At 40.6% G+C, this 25375-nt stretch carries 19 protein-coding genes; 16 read left to right on the top strand and 3 right to left on the bottom strand.

What is annotated here, in order from left to right; genetic code table 11:
• The first annotated feature begins 24 nt into the window (after nt 1-24).
• The 4 genes from FA047_RS05470 to FA047_RS05455 all read left to right on the top strand — a co-directional run bounded on the left by FA047_RS05470 (nt 25) and on the right by FA047_RS05455 (nt 4758).
• Nucleotides 25-609: a metallophosphoesterase family protein gene (locus tag FA047_RS05470; RefSeq protein WP_205943240.1), complete on the top strand. Its 585-nt coding sequence runs from the start codon at nt 25-27 to the stop codon at nt 607-609.
• Nucleotides 610-852: 243 nt separating this feature from the next.
• Nucleotides 853-2280, top strand: coding sequence for a sulfatase (locus tag FA047_RS05465; protein WP_225872640.1), 1428 nt, complete (start codon nt 853-855; stop codon nt 2278-2280).
• 265 nt (nt 2281-2545) lie between these two features.
• The gene (locus FA047_RS05460) at nt 2546-3820 is read left to right on the top strand and encodes a family 16 glycosylhydrolase (RefSeq protein WP_136834950.1); all 1275 of its coding nucleotides are present in this window, start codon (nt 2546-2548) and stop codon (nt 3818-3820) included.
• 110 nt (nt 3821-3930) lie between these two features.
• Nucleotides 3931-4758: a glycoside hydrolase family 16 protein gene (locus FA047_RS05455; RefSeq protein ID WP_136834949.1), complete on the top strand. Its 828-nt coding sequence runs from the start codon at nt 3931-3933 to the stop codon at nt 4756-4758.
• Here the strand turns inward: FA047_RS05455 and FA047_RS05450 are convergent.
• Nucleotides 4749-5237 (bottom strand): DUF6266 family protein, encoded by a 489-nt coding sequence (locus tag FA047_RS05450; protein ID WP_136834948.1) that lies wholly within the window; start codon nt 5235-5237, stop codon nt 4749-4751. The genes FA047_RS05455 and FA047_RS05450 overlap by 10 nt on opposite strands.
• A 218-nt stretch (nt 5238-5455) precedes the next feature.
• Nucleotides 5456-6019, bottom strand: coding sequence for a DUF6266 family protein (locus FA047_RS05445; RefSeq protein ID WP_136834947.1), 564 nt, complete (start codon nt 6017-6019; stop codon nt 5456-5458).
• Between the two features lie 40 nt (nt 6020-6059).
• Between FA047_RS05445 and FA047_RS05440 the strand changes: the two genes are divergently transcribed.
• The 12 genes from FA047_RS05440 to FA047_RS05385 all read left to right on the top strand — a co-directional run bounded on the left by FA047_RS05440 (nt 6060) and on the right by FA047_RS05385 (nt 24017).
• Nucleotides 6060-6254, top strand: coding sequence for a hypothetical protein (locus FA047_RS05440; RefSeq protein ID WP_136834946.1), 195 nt, complete (start codon nt 6060-6062; stop codon nt 6252-6254).
• Between the two features lie 31 nt (nt 6255-6285).
• Nucleotides 6286-7650: a sialidase family protein gene (locus FA047_RS05435; protein ID WP_225872639.1), complete on the top strand. Its 1365-nt coding sequence runs from the start codon at nt 6286-6288 to the stop codon at nt 7648-7650.
• A gap of 283 nt (nt 7651-7933) precedes the next feature.
• On the top strand, nt 7934-11269 hold the full coding sequence (locus FA047_RS05430) for a SusC/RagA family TonB-linked outer membrane protein (protein ID WP_205943239.1): 3336 nt from the start codon (nt 7934-7936) through the stop codon (nt 11267-11269).
• Nucleotides 11270-11279: 10 nt separating this feature from the next.
• Entirely contained in the window at nt 11280-12851 is a 1572-nt protein-coding gene (locus FA047_RS05425) for a RagB/SusD family nutrient uptake outer membrane protein (RefSeq protein ID WP_136834945.1), read from the top strand.
• A gap of 137 nt (nt 12852-12988) precedes the next feature.
• The gene (locus FA047_RS05420; protein WP_136834944.1) at nt 12989-13924 is read left to right on the top strand and encodes a dihydrodipicolinate synthase family protein; all 936 of its coding nucleotides are present in this window, start codon (nt 12989-12991) and stop codon (nt 13922-13924) included.
• A gap of 9 nt (nt 13925-13933) precedes the next feature.
• Nucleotides 13934-15100 carry a kelch repeat-containing protein gene (locus tag FA047_RS05415; RefSeq protein ID WP_136834943.1) on the top strand — a complete coding sequence of 389 codons (1167 nt, stop codon included), beginning with the start codon at nt 13934-13936 and terminating at the stop codon, nt 15098-15100.
• A 7-nt stretch (nt 15101-15107) separates the two neighbouring features.
• Entirely contained in the window at nt 15108-16352 is a 1245-nt protein-coding gene (locus FA047_RS05410) for an MFS transporter (protein WP_136834942.1), read from the top strand.
• Nucleotides 16353-16380: 28 nt separating this feature from the next.
• On the top strand, nt 16381-17946 hold the full coding sequence (locus tag FA047_RS05405) for a sialidase family protein (protein WP_136834941.1): 1566 nt from the start codon (nt 16381-16383) through the stop codon (nt 17944-17946).
• Nucleotides 17947-18012: 66 nt separating this feature from the next.
• Complete coding sequence (locus tag FA047_RS05400; protein ID WP_225872638.1) at nt 18013-20037, top strand: GDSL-type esterase/lipase family protein; 2025 nt, start codon at nt 18013-18015, stop codon at nt 20035-20037.
• 28 nt (nt 20038-20065) lie between these two features.
• Nucleotides 20066-21247: an AGE family epimerase/isomerase gene (locus FA047_RS05395; RefSeq protein WP_136834940.1), complete on the top strand. Its 1182-nt coding sequence runs from the start codon at nt 20066-20068 to the stop codon at nt 21245-21247.
• Nucleotides 21248-21285: 38 nt separating this feature from the next.
• Complete coding sequence (locus tag FA047_RS05390; protein ID WP_136834939.1) at nt 21286-23229, top strand: beta-N-acetylhexosaminidase; 1944 nt, start codon at nt 21286-21288, stop codon at nt 23227-23229.
• A gap of 113 nt (nt 23230-23342) precedes the next feature.
• Nucleotides 23343-24017 carry a hypothetical protein gene (locus FA047_RS05385; RefSeq protein WP_225872637.1) on the top strand — a complete coding sequence of 225 codons (675 nt, stop codon included), beginning with the start codon at nt 23343-23345 and terminating at the stop codon, nt 24015-24017.
• Between the two features lie 6 nt (nt 24018-24023).
• Here the strand turns inward: FA047_RS05385 and FA047_RS05380 are convergent, their stop codons facing one another.
• Nucleotides 24024-25271, bottom strand: coding sequence for an NUMOD1 domain-containing DNA-binding protein (locus tag FA047_RS05380; RefSeq protein WP_136834937.1), 1248 nt, complete (start codon nt 25269-25271; stop codon nt 24024-24026).
• Between the last annotated feature and the right edge of the window lie 104 nt (nt 25272-25375).

The raw sequence follows: 25375 nt of genomic DNA, 5'->3' as shown, positions 1-25375 counted from the left end.
AAATAGTAATCTCAAATAACTTATTTGTTTATTAATACTAAACTCGATGGAAATGAACACAATGAAAGTCCGGACCGTCCGAAAGGATATGCAAGATATATTTCTCAAACACAATTAAATTGGTTAAAGAAAGATCTGGATGCTACTACTTTGCTGACTATTATTTTTTGCCATCAGGGGATCGATAATGATTCCGGTGGTTTAGAAAACGGCACTTTATTGCGCTACACCTTTGAACAAGCCAATCAAAAAGCTGGCAGACAAAAAGTAATTCTCGTGCTCAGCGGTCACCACCACCAGGATTACTATAACCACATCAATGACATTCATTATGTGCAGATCAATAGCGCATCTTACAGCTGGCTGGGCGATGATTATAAAGAGATCAGGTATTCTGCAGAAGTAGTTAAGGCCAAGCCAAACATAAAATACACCGTACCGTACAAAGATCCGATATGGGCGATGATCGAGATAGAACATAACGGAAAAATTAAAATAAGGGGCAAAAAGTCTGTTTTTGTCGGCTCATCCCCAGAAAAACTAGGCGTAAAAATGGAAAGTTACATTTATCCCATTGTACCCTTTATATCAGACAGAAAACTAGGTTAGGTAAACATAAACACACAAATGAAGAAGAGATTTAATCAAATCGCTGGGGCTCGCAGCAGGAACCCTGGCAATAAGACCCAACTAAGCAGATTGATTATATTTTTTATAGGTCTGAAGAAAAATGGAAGGTTGAAAAGTTTTATGTAATGACCGGCGAGCTGAGTTCTGATCATTTGCCAATAGTTGCGGATCTAATCATTAAGTGATAAATTGAGCTTACATAACAGTAATCAAATTGACGAAATGAATTTAAGAAGCTACAGCATAAGAACTATTTGTTTGATTTTGTTGGGACTGCCTGCAATCGCAGCAGCCCAGCAAAAACCCAACATACTCCTCATTTTTGCAGATGACATGGGCTACAAAGACTGCGGTTTTACCGGCAGTGATAAATTTGAAACTCCAAATATTGATGCCCTTGCCAAAAGCGGAATGGTGTTTAACAATGCCTATGCAGGAGCTGGAAATTGCGCACCAAGCAGGGCCTGTTTACTCAGCGGCTCCTACGGGCCACGTCATGGTGTCTATGCTGTAGGCAGTACCACCAGAGGCCCTAAAAACCTCATGAGAATGGTGCCTGTTAAAAATACAACCGGCCTTAAACCAGCTTTTGTAACCATAGCAGAAGCTTTAAAAAAACAAGGCTACTCGACTTGTATTTTTGGTAAATGGCATTTGGGTAATAAACTAGGATCAACACCTAAAGACCAGGGATTTGACGTATACTCTGACGAAAGAGCCAATAACCCAAATAAAAAAATAGAAGGTATCGATGATCCCAAAGGTGTTTTCTCCCTGACCAATGCCACTATCGATTTTATCAATGCAAATGATAAAAAACCTTTTTTCGCTTACCTGGCGCACCATGCCATCCATAGCACGCAAGAGGCACTGCCCGCCACTTTGGCCAAATTCAAAGCAAAGGGTTTAAATAATAAAGATGCGATGTATGCAGCGTGCATCTATGATTTTGATGCTAGTATAGGGCTATTGATGAAGTTTTTGAAAGATTCTGGTATGGATAAAAATACCTTAATCATTTTTACAAGCGATAACGGAGCGACCCAGGCCTCATCTCAGGAACCTTTGCGTGGCAATAAAGGATCCTATTATGAAGGAGGCATCCGCGAACCGCTTATTGCCAGCTGGCCAGGATACATCAAACCCTCGACAACCAATAATACACCCATCATAAACCTGGATCTGTACCCAACATTTTTAGCCCTGGCGGGCAATAAAAACATAAACCTGGACGGTGAAAATCTATTGCCTATCTTTTATGGCGATAAAGAAAACACCCAGAGGAAAGAAATCTTTTGGCATTTCCCCGGGTATTTAGATAACCCTGTAATCAGAGGAAGAGATAGTATATTCAGGACAAGACCCGTTACCGCTATGCGCAAAGGCGATTGGAAAATCCTGCTTTATCATGAAGAATGGCTCTTAGACGGCGGAAAAAACAAAATCACTACCAATAATGCCATTGAATTATACAACCTGAAAGATGATGAGGGCGAACGAAAAAATCAGGCAAACATCAATCCAGCTAAAAGAGACGAGATGTTACAAGGACTTTTAAACTGGCTAAAGAAAACAAATGCCCCAATGCCTGTAAAAATTGATGCTACCCATCAACTTGAACCAGGAGGGAGTGCAGTCTCAGAAGATTAGCTGACATCGCATTGAATCCTTAGACTTCCTAGCCTTTGATAGTGAATATGTTATGTGTTGAAACATATAATTCTACCAGAGGGCTATTTCTTTAAAGATAAAAGGATTTAGTAGAATATAAAAAATATTTTTCTTGGATTATAGAATTACAGTAGCTACCTTGTTTCATTATGTATAACATAATGAAACAAGGTAGGTCTAGTGTTGATGTGCGGAAACGACCTTTTTGGTATCGCAATCAATTTTTAACTAAAATATAAATCTAATGAAAAAGAACCCCTTAAATTGTAAAAATGTGATCATGTTATTGTTCACCACTTTAGTTATCACTTCCTGTACTAAACAGGGCCTACAACCAGAGCAACAATTAACGGAAAGAGATAAACCGGAAACCATATCAGCCACCAACAATGTTGCATTGTTGAGCACACCTGTTTATCAGCTGATCTGGGCTGATGAATTCAACACTTCCGGTAGTTTTAATGCCAATAACTGGCAATATAGTCCACGCGGAACTGTAGCCTGGAATAAGTACATGACCGCTACGCCCACCTATGCATCACAAAACGGAACCAACCTTGTCCTAAGGATGGACAACGCGACGATCGCCGGAGATGCTGTGCCTTACCATTCCGGTGGCGTACAGTCTAATGGAAAATTCAATGTAAAATATGGCAAAATAGAAGTCAGGGCCAAATTCACACTTGGACAAGGCTCGTGGCCAGCCATTTGGATGATGCCTGATAGCCCCGTCCAATACGGCGGCTGGCCAAATAGTGGAGAAATTGACATCATGGAACACGTAAATAACGAAACAGTGATGCATCAGACGATTCACAATGCTTCGGTAACCAATGCAAACGGAGGTAGTACCGCAACGCACAGCGCCAGCTATACCCAGGCCGATTACAATACCTATGCTATAGAATGGAGTCCTGTCAGTATCAAATTCTTTGTTAATAATATATTGCAATACACCTATTCTAAAGCGGTTGGTGCCAACTGGCAGCAATGGCCTTTTGATGCCCCTTTCTATCTGATTCTTAACCAGGCCGGCGGTGCCGGATGGCCTGGTCCAATCACCAATTCCAACCTTCCGTTCAGCATGCAGGTAGATTACGTACGGGTGTATAAGCTGTCACAGGTAGAAAATGGAGGTTTTGAAGGTGCTTCACTCAGCCCCTGGACATCATGGGGAAGCACAGTTTCGATTGTAACCGGCAATGCCAGATCAGGTACCAAATCAATAAAACAAACTGGCGCTCAAAGTTCGGTAGAGCAGGTGATTACTGGCCTGACACCCAATACCGCTTATCGGTTTGCCGGTTATGCCAAAGTATCGGCTGCCGGTGAAAGTGTTTCCATCGGAGTCAAATCCTATGGCGGTACTCAGGTAGGGTATTCTATAAATACCACATATTATAGCTTGGGAGGGGTAAACTTCACTACTGGCGCCACCAACACATCCGCAACAGTATACTTTTACAAGGCTGCTTCCGGAACCGTATATGGTGATGATTTCTATCTGGAAAAACAATAATAATTAAATTCCTTAGACTCAACAGATAATGAACTGATTTAAGACTTCATTGTCTGTTGTTTAAGAAAACTGAACTATTTAAAGCTATTTTATAAAGATTAATCCATCACATGAACTTATTAAACACCAGAATCATTCTTTTTACATTTCTTATTTTATCCCTTTCAACACCCTTGTTCTCACAAACCGCAAACAAACAAAGAACAGAAAAACAAACCCCAAAGGTATCCTCCAAATCATGGAAACTTGTTTTCTCTGATGAATTTAATAAAACTGGAGATTTTGATACCAGCAAATGGAGTTACTGTAAAAGATGGCAGCCTGCATGGGCCAAATTCCTAACAGCCAGTTCCGATTATGTTTCTCAAGATGGGAAGAACCTGGTTTTAAGAATGGACAACAAAGTCATTTCAGGAGACGATATTCCATACCATTCAGGCGGAATCCAAACCTCCGGAAAATTTAGTATCACTTATGGAAAAGTAGAGGTAAGGGCAAAATTCAACAAAGGCAAAGGTTCCTGGCCTGCCATCTGGATGATGCCGGAATCAAACACCTATGGAGGCTGGCCAAAAAGCGGCGAGATCGATATTATGGAACATGTAAATACTGAAAGTGTAATTCATCATACCATTCATAACGCACAGGTAACTGGTGCAGATGGCGGTAGCACCGCTACAAAAAGTGTCCCTTACAACGAAAATGACTTCAATACCTACAGCATTATCTGGAATCAGAACGAGATACAGTTTTATACGAACGGAACATTACAATATACCTATACAAAACCTACAAATACGACCTCCAAAGAATGGCCTTTCGACAAACCCTTTTACCTAATATTAAACCAATCTGGCGGTGCGGGGTGGCCTGGGAAAATCATAGATACAGATTTACCTTTCAAAATGGAAGTAGACTGGGTAAGGGTTTATAAATAAACCCTGCCAGTATATACACTATTTGCAACTGCGGTTCGGTCTTCGGTGATAAAGGAAATATAAGTTTCCACAAAACCCTCCTGCATTTCCAAAGGAATCTTCAGAATATCAGATCCGGCAGACCTCACGGCACCAGCGAGCATATATATTGCGTGTTTGGAAGCAGAAAAATAAGCCATGAGCATCACCTGATCCAGGTCACTCTGGTCCCAATGTAATGGATCAGTAAACCAGCTAAACCGCAATCTCTCAGGTATCAAAGATACGAGTGACTGTTGCGCCGGGAGTAAATTGCCTTGTGAAAGCATGACTTTGCTATAGTCAATTTCCACGTTTGGATAGTCGCCCATTAAAGCATGCATTTTATGATAAGAAACTGCCATATTAAAGGGATAACGCTTTTCATAACCAGCAACCACTTTAAAACCAATATTAATGAAGCCCAATACCGATTGTACGAAAGCAGTTGCGACCGCCATTTGTTGGCTGTTAATCAGCTAAGCAGTACTTGGAGGGACTTTATTCCTCCCTATGGTGCGCACTACATTTTGTTCATTCCTCTGGTAAAAGAAAGATTACCAATCCTTCCAGTATACGAACCAAATAAACCACTGCTTAATTTTCCCATAATTTTAAGCTATTAAATCACCTAGATATACACTATTACCGACTTTTTTGGTTTTACTAGACTGGAAACTCATATAACAATGCAATTTACCGGGTAAAAACCTCGGGGCAGTTCCATTAAAAACTCACATTTGCTTCGTTTTACTGCATTTACAGCAGAGGAAAACAATTTATTATCTTCACTATAAACCAAAAAAGTAGCTTCATCATTGTAATCACAATGATTGGTCAATTGCCATGTAAACAGCAATTTATCAATATCAGTCAATGTTACATTTGGATTTAGCGAACCTTCAAGACCTCCTTTGCTATACAACATTGCAGAATAGTCTATTAGATAAGTACCATCGCTACCAGTTACTGCCCATTTGAAATTGTAAGAGACTACCTCATTAAAAGCTATACCTTCTTTAGCTACATACTTAAAACCAGAGGCAATAAGACCCTTGATTGGCTTTAGAAATTCTATTACCAACGTAAACTTCAAATTCTGGTTATGCTGGGCTATGCTAATTTTCTTGTTGCTTTTATGATGCAAACCAGTGATCAAGTTTTGTCCTTTCACATTGCGTCCCACCAGAGGGCCGGTTTTGTTTACAAATCCGCCAAATATTCCCTTAGTTAGAATTCCCATATGACTTTTATGTTTTTCAATTGATTTAAAAATTAAAAAGGTGCAGTTTCCAGAAAGGATTACTGCACCTTTTTATGCATCACGCTACTACCGTCAGCGCACCTACAAACTGACTGTCACTCACGAGATCACCATTGGCAGAAGCCATACAGATCCAGCATTGAACCTGATCACCTGCAAACTCCGCAGGCAGATCAATCTTTACGGTAAATATTTTTTGGAGTTGTATTTTTGAATGGCTACTTTGAACGCAAGAATCTAATTTTATGACGTCTCAGAAAGCTTTTTTTTTGTTAATAGTAAGTATCATTAGCTTGAATATCAGAGTATACGGGCAAGGGAATGAACAGAAAAAATTTGCCTTTTATGATAGCAAGGATACCGTGGTGCTGCAAAAGAATGAGTATGCTATCAAGCACAATGCATTTGGATTTAATTTGACCGTCATAAATAAGGACAAGCAGAAAAAGATAAGTGCCCTTGATAAACCTAATATAAATTTTACTGTAAAAGGTGCGGAAGCTACCGCCGTTGGTTTATTTGTGCTAAGTGCAGCAATGCCCATGGGACATGACTATTTCTTCCCGCTAAATGGTAACAACGGGGTGTTTTTCATAAAATCAAATTCGATTGAGTTTACCAGAATACCAAAGCCTGACTGGAAAAAAGAGCGCGAAGAACTGATCTTCAAAGATGCTCCTTTTAAACAATGTCACGCTTCTACATTGGTAGAAACAACACCAGGTGTAATAATGGTAGCTTGGTTTGGTGGTAGTTATGAAGGTAGTAAGGATGTGAAAATCTGGATGTCCAGACTGGAAAAGGGTAAATGGCTGGCTCCCTGGGTGGCGGCTGAAGGTGAAATGAAAGATACTGTGGCTGTTCCATTGTGGAACCCGGTATTGTTCAAATCAAATTCCGGAAAGTTGTTTCTATTCTATAAAGCAGGGCCCAATCCAAGAGAGTGGTGGGGTATGATGAAAACTTCTGATGACAATGGCAGGAGCTGGTCTGCCACTAGTCGATTGCCAGATGGCATCCTAGGGCCGATAAAAAACAAACCTGTGCAGCTTAAGGATGGTAGTATTTTATCTCCATCTAGTACAGAAACCAATGAGAAATGGCAGGCACACATAGAGCGGTCTACGGATGATGGCACAAACTGGGAACTGATCCCGGTAGATCATGGGTCTGCACTGGATGTGATACAGCCCAGCATTCTTTTTTATGAGGGAGGAAAGCGGCTGCAGATGCTTTGCCGCAGCAAACAGAGGACGGTAGTAGAATCTTGGTCGGCCGACAATGGTAAGTCCTGGAGTGCGCTCAGTAAGACTTCGCTGCTGAACCCAAACTCCGGAACTGATGCGCTGACTCTAAAAAACGGCACACAGTTGATCGTTTACAATCCCGATGTACCCGGCAAAGATTGGTTTAATGGCCGATTCAAATTAAATGTGGCCATGTCCAGAGATGGAAAAACATGGACGGATATTGCTATCCTGGAAAATGGTGATGCTAAAAAGGAGTATAGTTACCCCGCAATCATCCAAACTAAAGATGGTAAGGTACACATCACTTATACCTTCGACAGGAAAAATATCAAACATGTGGTATTGAGCAATACTAAATAATCAATATTTAGATCCTGATTTAATTGCTAATTGGAATTTTCCGTTCTGGAACATTCACTTGCCATTTCATAATCTTCTGACCAATAACACTTAAGATATGTGATTTCTTTTTAAATTATGTAATACATATTAAATTGCATTTTTAGATATGGGAAAGCAGTTTTTAATGAATCCGCATAAATTGTTAGAAAAAATTAACCTTGAAATCTTTGGAAATTAGAATTATAAAACTCAACTTAGTATATTATGTATAACATAATATTGTAATTCTAACCAATAAGAGATGAAAAGACTTTACCAAAACTATGTTAGCAAAGTCCTGCTGACATTTATTGTAAGCTTAACCATGCTTACAGCTATGGGCCAGAACATTCAACTATCCGGAAAGGTCACCGACGAAAGTGGCCTCGGTGTTCCGAATGCCAGTGTAGTGGTAAAAGGGACTAAGAATGGGGCTTCTACCAATTCCAATGGTATATTTAATATCTCTGCAAATAAGGGAGATGTTTTAGTAATTACCTATACCGGCTATTTGCCTCAGGAAGTTACTGTTGGTAATCAGACTACCATCAATGTAAAACTGGAAGAAGATACCCAGGGGTTAGATGAGGTAGTGGTGGTCGGTTATGGTACCATGAAAAAATCAAAGATCACGGGTTCTGTTTCTAAACTGGACAATAAAGTGCTGGAAACAGGTGTACGTTCTAACCCTGCATCAGCTCTTGCTGGTACTATCCCAGGATTAAGGGTGCAGCAGACTTCTGGTCGCCCGGGCGCTACGCCAACCATCGTATTACGTGGTGGTACCGGATATACCGGTGGTGGTTCGCCATTGGTTATCGTAGACGGTTTGTTGAGGTCTGGATTTAGCGACATCAATCAGGATGATATTGAATCTATTGAGGTACTGAAAGATGCATCAGCAACGGCCATATATGGCGCCAGAGCGAGTAACGGTGTGGTTTTGATCACTACCAAAAAAGGTAAAGAAGGGGTTTCAAATATTTCTATTAAATCTAAAGTAGGTATCAACAAACTGAATATTCCTTTCGAATTTCTGAATGCCGAAGATTACATCTATTGGTCGAGGAAAGCTATTGAAACCTCTGGGAAATATGAGCCTAACCGCTTAACGCAGTTGAACACCACCGGGCCTTTTGGTACTGGAAACCTTTATAAGGATGGTGCTGGTAATATATTGGACGGAAACCTGAATGCTGCTGCAGTTTGGAGTCCGATGTTTAGAAATAGCATCAACGAGGAATTACTGGCTAAAGGATGGCAGGTAATGATGGATCCTTTGAAAACCAACGCCGCCGGAGCATATGATGTAAATGGTACGAATAAAGAAATCATTTATAAGAATTTTAATTACAGCGATTATGCTTTGAGGGACTATAGTTTGACCCAGGATTACAATGTATCGATGACTGGTGGCAATGAGAAGGGGAAATATTATGCGGGTTTAGGTCATTATGATGAAAAGGGTATGCCAATCAACACTTATTATAAGCGCCTGACTTTTGTGTTGAACGGTGAATACAAGGTAAAGCCATGGCTGACTTCTATTTCGGGGCTAAACTTTGCCAATGCGAAATGGAGAGATGCGGTGACCAATAGTGAAGGTAACTACCTGACCAGGTCTTTAGGTGCGCCTCCGACCATGCGTGGCATGAATGAAAAAGGGGAGCTGCTGGTAGGTAGAGATTTTAGAGACGGAAATCCGGCTGTAAATGATGATAAATTCATCAGAAAAAACAATACTGATAAGTTTACTTTATCGCAGGCTTTTAAAATAGATTTTCTATCTAACTTATCGATGAGGGTTAGTGGTAATTATTTCTATAACCAGGGCAATTACGAATCGTTTGATAAGGATTATTTGTCTAGCCCAAACAATTACAGCAGGGCACGGTCTTCATCAGCTTCTTTTGACAAGGAATTGAGTCAAACCTACAATGCAGTATTAAACTACAATACAACTATAGCTTCGAAGCATCATCTGGATGTAATGGGTGGTACGGAATATTATGATACTTATGCTCAGGGTTTATCTGCTTCTGGCAGTGGGGCCCCGACTGACGATTTTACAGATCTACAGTATACAAGCTCTGAAAAAGACAGAAGAAGTATCGACACTTATCATACTAACCAGCGTATTTTGTCTTTCTTCGGTCGCGCAAACTATGATTATGATGAAAAGTATTTGTTAACTGCTACCATCAGACGCGATGGCTACTCAAGATTGATCAACAATCGCTGGGGAAGTTTCCCGGGGATCTCTTTGGGATGGAATATTGCCAAGGAAGATTTCTTTCAGCCGATGACAAATGTGGTAAACAGTTTAAAACTCAGGGCCAGTTATGGTGCCAATGGTAACGTAGGCGGTATTGGTGCTTATACGTTGCAGGGATCTTACGGTTCTAATAAATACAACAGTAGTGTTGGTTATTTGTTGAGTCTTGGTGCTTTACCTAATCCTGATTTGAGATGGGAGAGTCTGATTACCAAAGAAGTAGGCTTAGAAGCACGCTTGTTAAACAAAATAGATTTCTCTATCGCTTATTATCACCGTACTACAAGTGATAAAATTGCGGATTTAACTTTCCCTGCTACGGCTGGAGCTACATCTATCACCACAAATAACGGTGATATGCAGAACCAGGGTGTGGAGGTAGATTTGAGTTACAATATACTTCGCAACAACGACTGGAATGTAAATTTCAATGCGAATATGGCTTACAATGCCAACAAGATTTTGAAATTACCTAGCAATGGATTGCCGAATAACAGACAAGGCGGCTTTCAGGTATATGACCCAAATAGTAAAGAGCTGATCTGGGTTGGTGGCCTCCAAGAGGGACAGGATCCGAATATTGCTTATGCTTACCAGGCTGAGGGCATCATCAGAACACAGGCAGACCTGGATTCTTATGCCTTAAAGCTAAGGGATTTAATCGGTGCGCGGGTATTGGTACACCCTGATGTATACAATGCCATGAGCACTGCTGATAAAAACCTGCATTTCCCAATTGCCCTGGGTGATGTGAAATGGAGAGATGTGAATGGTGATGGTGTGATCAATAGTTTTGATCGCGTGTATCAGGGCCGGACGCTTCCTCGCTGGACTGGTGGTTTTGGTGCTAATGCAAGCTGGAAAGGGATTACATTGAGTGCAAGATTTGACTATGCATTGGGTTTTGTGGCTTATGATGGTCCAAGAACATGGTTCTTGAGTAATGCTCAGGGTACTTTCAACACCACGTCTGAGGTATTCAATACCTGGACTCCTGAAAACGTTAATGCTAAATATCCTACTTACTATTGGGCTGATCAGCTGTACAAAAACAATACGTTTAGGGAATCAAGCATGTTCTACAACAAAGCAGATTATCTGGCTTTAAGGGAGATCAACCTGACCTATAAGCTGCCTGCTAAATGGACTACAGCTTTAAAAAGTGAAGGAATTAACTTCTCAGTGAGTGGACAGAATCTGGTTTACTTCAGTAAATCTACACTGTATTCTCCTGAGAGCAGCAGTATCGGTACTGGTGGCGCAGGAAGTGGCGGTTATCCCTTGCCAAGGACAATAATTTTTGGTGTTCAATTTATTTTTTAGAAAAACGACAATGAAGAAGATATTAATAGGCGTTATTGCCATAGCATTGAGTACGACTTTTACATCGTGCAATAAATTACAGCTGGCTCCGGAGGATTATTTCGCAAGTGAAAGTTTCTGGAAAAATACGGCACAGGTAGATGGTGCCATGATCGGATTGCATGCGCAATTGAGAGGGTTTCAGTTTACCTTTTACACGCTTGGTGAATTGCGTGGAGGAACGTTGAAAACCGGAACCAGTTTTACAGGTACTGCTTCACTGAATTCTGCAAGTGTGATCAATCAGGACATCAGGGAATCTAGTCCGGGCATTAGCGGATGGTCTGGATTTTATCCAGCGATATTTCAGGTGAATAATTTCATCTATCAGGTTGAAAAAGCAGATTACTTAACTGCAGCAGATAAATCTTACTACCTGGGACAGGCATATGGATTGAGAGCTTATTATTATTTCCATCTATACCGTACGTTTGGAAGGGTGCCTTTGGCTATAGAACCGACTATACTTTTGACCAAACCTACTTCAGCACAGCAGATGTATCTGCCACGCACAAAGACTGAAAAAGAGACGCTTGATTTTATTAAAAGTGATATTGATAAGTCTGTAACTAACTTCGGAACCAACTACACAGTTAAGTTTCAGAAAGCACAATGGTCATTTTCTGCAACGCAAATGCTGAAAGGAGAGGTGTATTTATGGTCTGCAAAGGTAAAAATTGATGGTGCTGCACCGACTACGACTACTGCTGACCTCACCACTGCCAGGGCTGCTTTGGAAGATGTGATCTCTAAACATACTTTATTAACTGACTTTAGCGCGGTATTTAAATCTGCCAGCATAGCAGCGAGTAAAGGAAGTAGTGAAATCGTATTGGCATTAAGGAATCAGTTTGGCGAGTCTACAAACAACTATAGTCAATTCATCTATGCGATTACAGACCCCCTGAGTGGTTATGTGGATGACAAAGGTGTGGCCATCCCTGCTGATCCATTGCAGGTAAACGGTGGTGGTACCATCATCCGTTATGAGTATAAAGTTGAGCTTTATGATCAATTTGGAGCGAATGATAAGAGAGGAAACGCTACGTTTTTGAATTTCAATAAAGGAGCGATCAGGGCTACCAATTTGCGCAAGTTTCCAGGAACTGTGGTAGAGGGCGCCCGTAATTTCTCTGATGATTTTCCTGTTTATCGTGTAGCTGAAGCTTATTTATTGTTGGCAGAGGTGAAGAACAAGCAAGGTGTAGATCCTACAACTGAAATTATGGCGGTGCGTAACCGTGCTTTTGCGCCAGCTTTGGCTCCGTTGTTCGTAAACGGCAGTTTTGAACAGAATGAAATCGCCATCTTCTATGAGAGAAGTAAGGAGTTTGTGGGAGAAGGTAAGCGCTGGTATGACCTGAGACGTATGCAGGATGCTTCCGGAAATCCACTGGTATTTAGAAAAGATTTGCCTTTAGTAGGTGTACTGGATAATACCGCCGGACAGAACCATAAGATCCTATGGCCAATAGATATAAGCACTATGAACCAGGATGAAACGCTGAAAGGTGACCAGAATCCAGGATATGCCGGGACTTAGGTAGTACTAAGGCATAATGAAATAGAGCTGTCCGAAAAGAATAAGCTAATCTTTTCGGACAGCATTATAATTATTACACTTATTATGTCAGACAATTAAATTATTACTATATTTTTGATTATTAAACTTTACCATAAATGATTATCGAACCTTTAAAGGGCTTAATTGCAGCACCTTTCACTCCAATGGACGAGAATGGAAACATAAATACTTCTATTATTCCAAAATATTACCACTTTTTAAAAGACAATAAAGTAACCGGCGCTTTCATTTGCGGCTCTACTGGTGAAGGTGTTTCTATGTCGACTGAGGAGAAGAAACAAGTGGCCTCTGCCTGGGCAGACTGCACCAAAGATGACAAGGATTTTAAAGTCATGCTCTTCTTAGGTGGTACGAGTATTACAGATTGCAAGGATTTGGCGCGCTATGCAAAGCAAATAGGTTTATATGCGATCTCTTTTACTGCTCCATTTTATTTTAAACCTGCCAATGTAGATATGCTGGCTACGGCTTGCGCTGAAATCGCAGCTGTAGTGCCTGATATGCCTTTCTATTATTATCATATTCCGGTACTTACGGGAGTTGGATTTGCGATGTATGACCTACTAAATGCGGTAGATGGTAAGATCCCTAATTTTGCGGGAGTAAAATATACACACGAAGACTTCATGGATTTCTTATCTTGTATGCACTTCAAAGACGGGAAGTACGATATGCTTTGGGGGCGTGATGAGAACATGCTTTCGGCATTGGTACTGGGTACCAAAGGTGCGGTAGGGAGTACATTTAACTACGCTGCTCCGCTATATTACGACATGATCGATGCTTTTGAAGCAAATGATTTAAAAAAAGCACAACAGCTTCAGCAGCAATCTATTGACATGATCAGGCTCCTGGGTAAATATGGTGGTATTGCTACCGGAAAGGCATATATGAAATTGATCGACATCAATTGCGGTGAATTTAGATTGCCTGTGAAAAATATGGATGCTTCACAATTTGAACAGTTTAAAAAGGATGTTGATGGGGTAGGTTTTCACAATTTTAAATCGAAGGCAACCTCATTAGTTTAATGAAATGCTATGTATAAAATCTTATTATCCCTATCCGTTTCATTTATGCTGATATCTACCGATATTTCTGCGCAGAAAACTGCTATAAAACAAGTAGAGTGGACTGTCGCGGCTAAATTGCAAAAGCCAGATGGCAGTGCTTCTATAGGTTTTGCCGGACCGATTAATGCCGTACACAAAGATGTACTGATCGTTGCTGGTGGAGCTAATTTTCCTGATAAAATGCCCTGGGAAGGTGGCGAAAAATACTATTCTAAAGAAATACACATTCTACAAAAAACAGGAAATCATTATTCCTGGAATACCACTAAATCAACACTTCCTGAACCGATTGCCTATTGCGGAAATACGGTAACTGAACGTGGACTGGTATATGCAGGTGGAGAAAATGAAAAGGGGCTTTCTCGTAAAGCGTATTTGCTGAACTGGAACGCTGCATCAAATAAGGTCGAAATAAAGAATTTACCAGACCTGCCTTTAGCTGTTACCAATATGGCTTTAACGCATATTGGTAATACAGTATATGCGGTTGGCGGAGATGAAAAAAGCACCTCTTCAAATGCTTTTCTAAGTCTGAATCTGGATGAAAAAGCCCCTGAATGGAAGCGCCTGTCTAACTTACCTATTGCATTAGCCAATGCGGTGGTAATTACTCAAAAACAGTCTGGTACACTGAAAATTTACGTGATTGGTGGACGCACAAAAAACACCTCTGGGATTAGCGAACTGCACAACACGGTTTATATGTATAATCCGCTCAATAAAACATGGGCGACTTGTGCTGATATTTCCGACGGTAAGCAAACTAGCAATTATTCTGCTGGTGCAGGCGTACCGATTGGTAAAAATCAGATCTTGCTTTTGGGGGGTGATAATGGAGAAACATTTCATAAGATTGAAACATACATTTCACAGATTGCTAAATCCACAAACGAAGCAGAAAAACTAAAGCTTACGGCTGAAAAGAATGAATTGAGCATTCATCATAAAGGGTTTTATAAAGGAATGCTGCTGTATAATACAGATACAAATAAATGGACTAAAATAGGTGAATTGCCGTTTCCTGCGCAGGTAACGACTACTGCAAGAATGTGGGGAAATAAAATCGTCTTGTCGAACGGCGAAATTAAACCTGGCGTACGCACGCCAAACATAATGCTTGGAAGCATTAAATAGCTAGATTATGGAGAATACTAAAAGATATGCCTGGGTTGTTGTAGGGTTGCTGTGGGTAGTGGCGTTACTAAATTATATGGACCGACAAATGTTGTCGACCATGAAACCTGCCATGCAAATGGATATTGCTGAACTGCAGTCGGCCACAAATTTCGGGTATCTGATGGCTATATTCCTCTGGATCTATGGTTTTATGAGTCCGGTGTCCGGCATCATAGCGGATAAGTTCAATAGGAAATGGCTCATTGTCGGCAGTCTATTTGTATGGTCTGCAGTCACTTATTTGATGGGGTATGCGGAGACATTTAATCAAATTTACTGGCTTAGGGCGCTCATGGGCGTAAGCGAGGCTTTGTACATCCCGGCAGGTTTGTCTCTGATTGCTGATTTCCATTCTCCAAAAACAAGATCTCTGGCAATAGGAATACACATGACGGGCCTGTATATGGGGCAGGCTTTGGGTGGTTTTGGAGCAACTATAGCTGATAAATTTAGCTGGCAGGCTACTTTTCATTCGTTCGGAATCATAGGTATTGCATATGCTCTGGTATTGGTGTTTTTCCTTCGCGAAAGCAAAGTAGTAGATAAAGATGCTTCTTCTGATCAGATCCAGCTAACTAAAAAGCCATCTGTTTTAAAGGGTTTGGCGCTGTTGTTTACTAATATTTCTTTCTGGATTATCCTCTTCTATTTTGCGATCCCCAGTCTTCCAGGCTGGGCCGCCAAAAATTGGCTACCTACACTTTTCGCGGAGAATTTAGATATTCCAATGGCAACAGCCGGGCCGTTATCTACCATCACTATAGCCGCTTCTTCATTTATAGGGGTAATATTCGGCGGAATCTTATCGGACAGGTGGGTTCAAAAAAACATCAAGGGAAGGATTTACACAAGTGCAATAGGCTTAGGCCTAACCATCCCGTCGTTGTTGCTGCTCGGTTTTGGACATTCTTTATTCCATGTAGTAGGAGCAGCGTTATGTTTTGGCCTTGGATACGGAATGTTTGATGCGAATAATATGCCTATTCTTTGCCAGTTTGTATCTGCTAAATATCGGGCCACTGCTTATGGCTTAATGAATATGACCGGTGTATTTTTTGGTGCTTTCATTACTGATTGGCTTGGTAAATCTTCGGATGCCGGAAAGCTGGGAAATGACTTCGCGATGCTGTCGGGAATAGTTTTGGTCGCCTTGGTCATTCAGCTTTATTTTCTTCGTCCAAAGGCGAATGATTTCGTGGACGCGGCTTAATTGATACTTTAACATAAACACGCACAACATGAAAAAGGTTAACAAATTTTCGGGACTATTGATGATACTGGCACCGGTATTTTTCTATTCCTGTACACAAAAAATTTATAATAACGCTGGCAGCAATGCGATAAAAATCACTGCTGTCCCTACCATAAACCCCATTTTTAAAAGAATGGAAACTAATCCTTTCCTGCACATCAAGGTAAACATACCTGCAGGAAATCAGGAAATTACATATCAGCAACTCAGCGGAACTATATCTGGTAATGTTCAGGATATTGCTGAACTTGAGGTTTACGGCAGCAACGATAAAGCTGAATTCACTACTGATCAGTTGTTAGGCAGCATTACATCCGGAGCCAGGACATTTACCATTTCCTTCAGCAAAAAATTAACTCCCGGAATTCACCATTTGTGGTTGAGTGTCCGTTTGAAAGAAAGTGCAAATACAGAAAAGGCGTTTGATATCAAGGCCCATCTCCTAAAAGATGCCACAGGATTGGGCTATAAAATAGAACAGGCAAAATCCGGTAAAAGGTATCTCGGTATTGCCATCCGCAAGGCGAAAGATGAGAATGTGCATACCTATAGGATTCCAGGAATGATTACTACAGATAAGGGCACACTCATCTCTGTTTATGACATCAGGTATGACCATAGCGGCGATCTTCCTGCAAATATAGATGTGGGTATGAGCAGAAGTACTGATCAAGGGGAAACCTGGGAAGGAATGAAAAATATCATGGATATGGAAGGGCCAAATGACAATAGTGGTGTGGGCGATCCTGCTATTTTATTCGACCCAGCGACTAAGACCATTTGGGTGACTGCATTATGGAGTAAAGGAAATCGCTCTATAGCTGGTTCTGGTCCTGGTTTAACACCCGAAGAAACGGGTCAGTTTGCATTAACATTTAGTACAGACGATGGACTGACCTGGGCAAAGCCTTATAGCATCACCAAACAGGTGAAAAATCCGGAATGGAGATTGTTTTTCCCGGGCCCGGGCAATGGTATTGCAATGGCTGATGGTAAGCTTGTTTTTCCTGCACAATACTGGGATGCACAGAAAATGCCGCATTCTACATTGATCTACAGTGAGGATCATGGCAAGACCTGGAAAAGCGGGATAGGGGCCAAATCTAATACTACTGAAAGTCAGTTGGTAGAAACTACACCGGGAACGCTTATGCTGAACATGAGAGATAACAGAGGTAAGTTCAGAAGTGTGTCAACAACAACAAATATGGGACAAAGCTGGAGTACACATGCAACGTCTTACAACACGTTGACAGATCCGGTATGTATGGCCGGTTTTATCAAAGCTCGTGTAAATATAAAAGGTGAAATGAAAGACGTGCTGTTTTTTAGCAACCAAAACAACCCGAAGTCAAGACAGGATTTTACCATCAAAGCGAGTCTGGATATGGGAGAAACCTGGTTGCCAGCCAATCAGTTATTGATCGACGAGCGGAAATCTTATGGATATTCAGCGTTGAGTAAAGTAGATGACAATCATATCGGGATTTTATATGAAGGCATCAGAAGTCTGCTATTTGTGAAGATTCCTGTAAGCGACATTATTAAATAATCGACGCCATCTATGATGATTAGGTCATTTTTAGTCTTTTGTCTTTCGTTGCTGCAATTAAACCTCATGGCTCAAAATAAGCCGTTAAAGGTTGCATGTATAGGTAATTCTGTAACCTATGGTTATCTTTTGAAAGATCCGTCCAGGGAAGCTTATCCGGCTGTCCTGCAAAATCTGCTGGGAGCAGGTTATGAAGTTGGTAATTTTGGGCTAAGCGGTGCCACTTTACTGAAAAAAGGTCATAACCCTTACTACAAGACCAAAGCATTTAGCGCTGCTATGGATTTTTATCCGGATATAGCTATAGTACATCTTGGTTTGAATGATACTGATCCACGCGACTGGCCCGATTTCAGGGATGATTTTGCACCAGATTATGCATGGCTGATAGCTACCCTCAGAAAGCAAAATCCTGCGGTCAAAATATACATCTGTCGTTTGACACCAATCTTTAATGAGCATCCAAGATTTAAATCAGGTACACGTGACTGGTATTGGCAGATACAGGGTTTGATTCCTCAGATTGCGTCTGCTAATAAGACCGGACTGATTGATTTAAATACGCCTTTGTACAGTCGACCTGATCTATTTCCCGACAACCTGCATCCCGATAAGGAGGGTGCCAAAATTATAGCACAAGCTGTATATAATCACTTGACTGGAAATTACGGAGGGCTAAAACTCTCTTCAGTATTTTCGGAGCATATGGTGTTGCAGAGAGATAAGCTGATCCCTGTTTATGGTATGGCAAATGCTTTCGCAAAGATTGTTGTGAACTTTAATGGAAATAGAAAGGAAACCGCAGCAGATCAATATGGTAAATGGAGGGTAGAATTTCCGGAGATGAAGGCAGGTGGTCCGTTTGAAATTGATATCAATTGTCAAGGTTCAAAAACAACTTTAAAAGACATTCTGGTGGGAGATGTCTGGCTGTGTTCCGGACAGTCCAATATGGCTTTTCCTTTAAATGCTGCTGCAACTGGCAAAGTTGAACTCAGGGATATTAAAGAAAATCCAACACTGAGGGTGTTGAAATTTGATGCCTTAGTTGAAACCAACAATACAGCCTGGGATTTATTAACATTAGAAAAAGTAAATCAGCTACAGTATTTTTCAGGTAAATGGGGCATTAGTGATGCGAAGAATCTTTCTGATTTTTCTGCTGTGGGTTACTATTTCGGAAAGAAACTGGTTCAGGAAGAAAACATACCCATTGGATTGATACAGCTGGCGGTTGGGGGAAGCATTATTGAATCCTGGATAGACCGTTTTACAATGGAATATGATGAACAACTCGTAGATGTGCTCACAAACTGGCGGAAGTCGGATTTTATTCAGCAATGGGCAAGGGAGCGTGCAGATGTAAACTTAAAGAATGCGCTTAAGTCTAAACAACGACACCCTTACGAGCCCGCATATAATTATGAAGCCGGAGTCTCCAAGCTGATAGAATATCCCATTAAAGGAGTGATCTGGTATCAGGGTGAAAGTAATGCGCAAAACCTTGAACAATACAGTCATACGTTTCCTGTATTAGTTGACAGTTGGCGTAAAAAATGGGGATATGACTTTCCATTTTATTATGTGCAGCTATCTGGTATAGACCGCGCTTCATGGCCTGCTTTTAGAAACCTGCAACGGGAACTCCAATACAGCATTAAAAATAGTGGAATGGCGGTAAGCTCGGATCTCGGCGACTCATTGAATGTACATCCAGTAAGGAAAAAGGAAATCGGGGAGCGTCTGGCTTTACTTGCTTTAAAGAATACTTACAATAAAAAAATCAGTGCCCGTGGTCCGGCAGCTTTTGAAGCAAAGCAAATTCAGGACAAGATCACCGTTTCTTTTACTGAAGTCAATGTGTTAAAAACAGTTAACCATCAGCCACTTATCGGTTTCGAGCTTGTAAATGACAAGGGATACCATATTTCGGTAAAAGGCATCATCAAAAGAAAATCAGTGATAATTGATATCCCTGCAGGTGAGAGGATCAAAAAGGTATTGTATGCATGGCAACCATTTACCAAAGCCAATCTTGTCGATGAAACCGGTCTTCCGGCTTCTACTTTTTCAATTGATTTAAAAAATTAATTAAATATCATTAAATAACTAATTAAAAATGGGTTATACATCTAAAGACTTACAAGAACTCCAGGAATTTTATGAACATCAACTCTTAAATGACACTGTACCATTCTGGTTTCCGAGGTCCGTAGATCAGGAATTTGGCGGTTATCTTTTGATGCGCGATCAGGACGGTAGTTTGATCGATGATGATAAGGCCGTTTGGATTCAGGGAAGGGCAGCATGGCTTTTGTCTACCCTGTACAATACAATAGAGAGAAAACAGAAATGGTTGGATGGTGCAAAATCAGGCATAGATTTTCTTAATAATCATTGTTTTGATACAGATGGACAGATGTTCTTTCATGTGACAAGGGATGGTAAACCGATACGCAAGCGTCGCTACTTTTTTTCTGAAACTTTTGCGGTTATCGCAAACGCAGCTTATGCAAAGGCTAGCGGAGACGAAGCGGCTGCCGAAAAGGCGAGGTATCTCTTTGGAAAATGTATTGAATATGCCACTACACCAGGGCTGTTTCCCCCTAAATATGCAGATACCAGACCGTCAAAGGGAATTGGCGTGCCGATGATCATGATGAATACGGCCCAGCAACTTCGGGAAAATATAGGTGACCCGCGTTGTGATGAATGGATAGATAAATGGATCAATGAAATAGAAACTTATTTTGTAAAAGACGACATCAAGTGTGTGATGGAGCAGGTGGCACCAGATGGAAGCATCATAGACCATATAGATGGACGTACGCTAAACCCTGGTCATGCTATCGAAGGTGCATGGTTTATCCTGCATGAAGCAAAATATAGAAATAATGATCCCAAATTGATTGCATTAGGTTGTAAAATGCTGGATTACATGTGGGAAAGAGGCTGGGACAGGGAACATGGCGGGATTATGTATTTCAGGGATGTATACGATAAACCCGTACAGGAATACTGGCAGGATATGAAATTCTGGTGGCCGCACAATGAGGTTATAATCGCTACCTTATTAGCTTATAGCATTACAGGTGACCAAAAATATGCAGAGTGGCATAAACTGGTTCATGATTACGCTTATAAACATTTTTATGATAAGGATAACGGAGAATGGTTTGGCTATTTGCACAGAGATGGGAGTATAGCACAAACGGCGAAAGGCAATTTATTTAAAGGGCCTTTTCACCTGCCCAGACAAGAATGGTATTGCCTGCAGTTACTTAAAGAAATTAATAAGTAAAATTTATGCAATTGACTGTTAACTAGAAATGAATAATTATGCTTAGATACTTTTGGATATTGCTGTTTTCTTTAAATGTTTCTGCTCAGGTTTCTAAAACCAGCAGGCCTGCTTTAATCCCGCTCCCAAATAAAATCGAATGGGGGAAAGCGCAATTTAATTTAAAAAGTTATAAGAAGATCGTAATTACTGATGCTAAACTGAGAGGTAACGCAATCGTACTCCAGGAATACTTAAGGAGCAAGGGAGTCAAAATTCCAATAGTCAGCGAAAATAAAGATAAACTGCCGGCAATCATACTTGAAACGAGCTCTATTGCCAGTCAAGAAGCTTACCGCCTCGATGTCGGTCCAAAAGCCATTCAGGTAAAAGCTTCAGGCGATGCTGGAATGTTCTATGGAATACAAACATTAAAACAACTGGTTGGAAATGCAAATAAGATCGGCGAATGTCATATTGAAGACGCTCCGGCTTTCGCATGGCGTGGATATATGATTGATGCCGGTCGCAATTTTATGCCTATGGATTTGTTAAAGCAGCAGATTGATGTGATGGCAAGTTACAAACTCAATATCTTTCATTTCCACTTTACAGAAGATATAGCATGGCGACTGGAAAGTAAACTTTATCCTCAGCTTACAAATCCGGAAACGATGATTCGTAATAAGGGACAATTTTATACGCAAAATGACCTGAAGGAATTGATTGCCTATTGTAAGGCAAGGCAGATCACTTTAATCCCGGAAATAGACATGCCGGGGCATAGTGCTGCCTTTAAAAGAGCGATGAAGATGGATATGCAAAGCGATAGCGGCTTATTAATCGTAAAAAAGATAATCAAAGAGTTTTGTGCTACCTATGACGTGGAATATCTTCATATTGGAGCTGATGAAGTTAAAATCACCAATAAGAATTTCCTTCCTGAAGTAACTGCATTGATAGAGCAATTAGGAAAAAAGGTTATAGGGTGGGAGCCTGGGGGTAATTTTACAGAGAGTACGATCAGGCAGTTGTGGATGGAAGGTGCCACAAAAGTAAGTACAAACCCCAATATCAAATACATCGATTCCCGTCATTTGTATTTGAATCACATGGATCCGCTGGAATCTGTTGCGACCATATTTCATCGCAAAATAGCTAATCTGGACAAAGGTAATAGTGTTGCTTTAGGTGGGATTATCTGTATGTGGCCAGACCGAAGAGTAAATATACCTCAGGATGTATTTACTCAAAACCCGGTGTATCCTGCTATGCTCGCTTTTGCTGAACGCAGTTGGAAAGGCGGAGGCTTAGAAGGATGGCAGGCCAATATCGGCTTAAAAGGAAGTGCAGAGGCTATCACCTTTTCAGAATTTGAGAACAGACTCCTGGTGCATAAAAAACTGCATTTCGGTAATATTCCCTTTCCCTACGTAAAACAGTGTTCTACCACGTGGAAACTTTATGGCCCATATGAAAATGGTGGGGATCTGGATAAGCGACTTGATCCGGAATTCCCCGGCTTTGATGCCAATAAAATGAAACCAACTTTAACTGCTATTGGAGGAACTGTAGTTTTGAGACACTGGTGGGCTCCACAAGTAAAGGGGTTATTGGAAACTCCTAAAGAAAATACGACATGGTATGCAGTTACGCAAATCTGGAGTGATGAAAACAAAATACAGGATTTTTGGATAGGTTTCAATAATATCTCCAGATCATATGCATCCAGCTCGCCGAAGTCTGGCACCTGGGATAACCGAAAGAGTGCTGTTTATGTAAATAACGAGTTGATCCCGCCCCCTGCATGGAAACAAGCAGGAATGGAAGGCGATCTTGAAAAGCCTTTAGTTGATGAAGGATATGAATTTAGGGAACCAACTAAAATTCAACTGAAAAAAGGCTGGAATAAAATACTAGTTAAACTCCCGATCGCAAGTTTTAGAGGCATAGATTGGAAAAATCCTGAAAAATGGATGTTTACTGTCGTACCTTGGCGTTAAATTTGTTGGGGATCAGCAAATATTACGTACCAACCAGTTGATTTATGTTTAAGAACCATACTTTTTTTCTTTATCTATCTTTAATATTCCTTAGTTCTTGTTCTTCTATTTATATGCCAAACGTACCAAATACGCCGATGTTAAGTCAAAAGGGGGAATTTAGTGGTGGTTTACATGGCTCATTAAGAGGAAACTTCAGTTTAAATGGAGCATACGCCGCCGGCAACCATATAGGTGTCTTATTTGGTGGTTCATATATAAATTCAGAAAGAGAGAAAAAAGATTACAAACATAAAGTAGTAGAAGTTGGTGGTGGCTATTTTGATACTTTTGGTCCGGATGACAACAGGATCATCGAAATCTATGCAGGTTATGGTAATGGAAAGACCAATAGGACCTACCGAAATTATGATGACAATGATGTGCTCACGAGCACAGATTTTGAAGAGGCTACCTATAATAAGACGTTTTTTCAGGTAAACTACAGTTCTAAAAAAAACAGTAACCTTAGACTTTTCGGTACAGATTTCCCTATCAATTACGGCACAGCGCTACGCATAAGTTCTGTAGAAATGAAAACTTTCATGCGTAATAATGTCGGCCAGATCAGAGAAGGTAATGTTTTCCTGGAACCCATCTTTTTTACCAGGATGCGCGTAGGTGAAAATATTCAGTTACAATATACAACCAGTGGCACTTTTGGACTAAATAGCCGAAAATATATGAATGCAAACAATTCATTATTCACCATTGGTGCAGTAGTAAACATAGGAGGCAGGAAAAAGTAATTTACATTATATTTCCTGCATCATTGCTTCAAGATTAATCTGTCTTTTACTTTTAAGGTATTTTTCCAGCACTGATTTCTTAAACCTTGGATGATTTCTTAAAGTACTCATTGGTATTCTCAATGATTCCCCATATCTCCAGATAAAATTCCCTGCCGTTAATGCCTTGTCGTTTAGTACCTTATATATCTCGCTATCAAATATCTTTGTAATCTTCGCGGCTTCCGGAACATTGTTGTATGTCTGTATCCATTTGCCGTCCAAATCGTATCTCGACACCTTTTGTGCCTTTTTAGGTTTAAGATGTTTTACAGAAATGGTATTTTTTATACTTAGCCTCCATATAAAGCCACCTGCGGTGGTTCTTTTCCCGCTGATTACCTTATGAATAGATCCAAAAGTAATTCCAACAGCTCTGGCTGCTTCCCTCACGGTACTGTATGCATTTACAAGCTTTCCGCTGTAATCATACTGACCGACACGCTTCTTTTGAGAAAGTAACGGAGACATCCCGAACGACTTCTTTTCTAGAAGGGGAGCCACGTCTATCTCAGGTGCGGAACCACGCCTCCAGATGTACCCGCCTGCGGTCAGCGTATGATGACCTTCTCTTGCAGCAGCAGATATTTGTCCGCTAAAAATTTTAACAGCCGCACTTGCAACTATAGCATTTTGATAAGTCTCCAATAATTTGCCTGTAACGGAATATCGGCTAATCTTATAAGTACCATTTTGCTTCTTAATAGCATTTATCTTTAATTGTCTGAGTTTTATTTCCTCAGGACTAAGGCTTCTGGATATGTCAGATTTTCGCCCGTGAGCCTGCATCAAAAGATTTTTATCTTTTGGTGTGCCGACATATAGGTTGTCTGCAGCCACATTCACGGGATCTCCATCTTTGTAAAGCACGTAGTTGTTTTTGTCTTTCAGGTCAAATTCCTGTACAAAACAATAGCATACCAATCTGGCTAAGCCCCAATTGTGAATCTTTTTCTCTTTTACTAATGAAACACCGAGATATATTCTTTCCTCTTTAAGAAAAGCATTCCAGCTTGATCTCTTGACAGGGCTAATGATCATTTCCTTTCTGAAACGCATATAACCTCTTTTGTCTTTTCCCTGGCCCTGAAGCCTGCGTACCCTGCCTAAATTGGAAACGCGATAACAGTCTGTAAGATCAGGAACATCTACCCATTTTTCCCCGGGCAAGTCGGAGAGTGTAGTATCCTGATGAGCGTATAATGACTTAGTCATAACTGAATTAATTATTAATAAGACGAATTACAAATAGATGTTATAATTTCGAAACAACCAAAATCAGCGGTGCTTATTAACATAATTTAACTAAAGTGTTACAT

The sequence above is a fragment of the Pedobacter frigoris genome (assembly GCF_005116445.1).
GTDB classification, from domain to species: domain Bacteria; phylum Bacteroidota; class Bacteroidia; order Sphingobacteriales; family Sphingobacteriaceae; genus Pedobacter; species Pedobacter frigoris.
Note: the sequence above shows the minus strand (reverse complement) of the source record. Positions and strands in the feature narration are given on the sequence as shown.